The sequence below is a fragment of the Pseudoroseomonas ludipueritiae genome (assembly GCF_014490445.1).
In the GTDB taxonomy this organism is placed as follows: domain Bacteria; phylum Pseudomonadota; class Alphaproteobacteria; order Acetobacterales; family Acetobacteraceae; genus Pseudoroseomonas; species Pseudoroseomonas ludipueritiae.
This window is the reverse complement of record NZ_JACTUZ010000392.1, coordinates 1-566: the sequence shown is the minus strand read 5'-3', so window position 1 is coordinate 566 and position 566 is coordinate 1. Positions and strand designations below refer to the sequence as shown.

Annotated in this window: 1 protein-coding gene; it reads right to left on the bottom strand. The window is 77.4% G+C overall.

Going from position 1 to position 566, the window contains the following annotated elements; translation table 11 throughout:
- Positions 1–566, bottom strand: a 566-nt coding sequence (locus IBL25_RS26570) for a transcription antitermination factor NusB (RefSeq protein ID WP_275296080.1), incomplete at both ends; no start/stop codon positions are given.

The following is a 566-nucleotide window of genomic DNA, read 5'->3' as shown; positions in this document are numbered from 1 at the left end:
CCACGCGCTCACCGGCGCGGGCGGCCAGCAGGCGGGCCGGCAGGGCGGCGGCGGCATCCTGGGCCCAGGCGGCGCCATCGATAAAGGCGGGCAGCTCGGTGATGCGGGTGCCGGCCGGCAGGCGCACGGTGCCGGTAGGCAGCAGGATGGCGCCTTCCGGCAGAGCGGTGCCGGCCTTCAGGGAAAGGTCCAGCGGCGCCGGCAGGCGGTGGGCGCGGGCAATGGCGCGCACGCCGGGGCCATAGGCCTTGTGCCAGGCGGTCCAGAGCCAGCCGGGGGTGTCCAGCCGCTCGCCATCCAGGTCTTCCAGGGCGGCGGCGCCCTCGGCGCCCACCTTGCGCAGCACGGCATTCACCAGCCCGGCGAAGGGGCGGGGCACCAGGTCCACGCAGCTCGCCACCGCCGCATGCGGGGGCGTGGCCAGCAGCAACAGCTCGGCGGCGCCGATGCGCAGCACCTGCCGCACTTCCGGCGGCGGCTCCCGGCGCAGGAAGGGCTCCAGCACCGCGTCCAGGCTGCCCAGGCGGCGCAGCACGGCGGCGGCGATGCGATGCGCGGCGGCACGG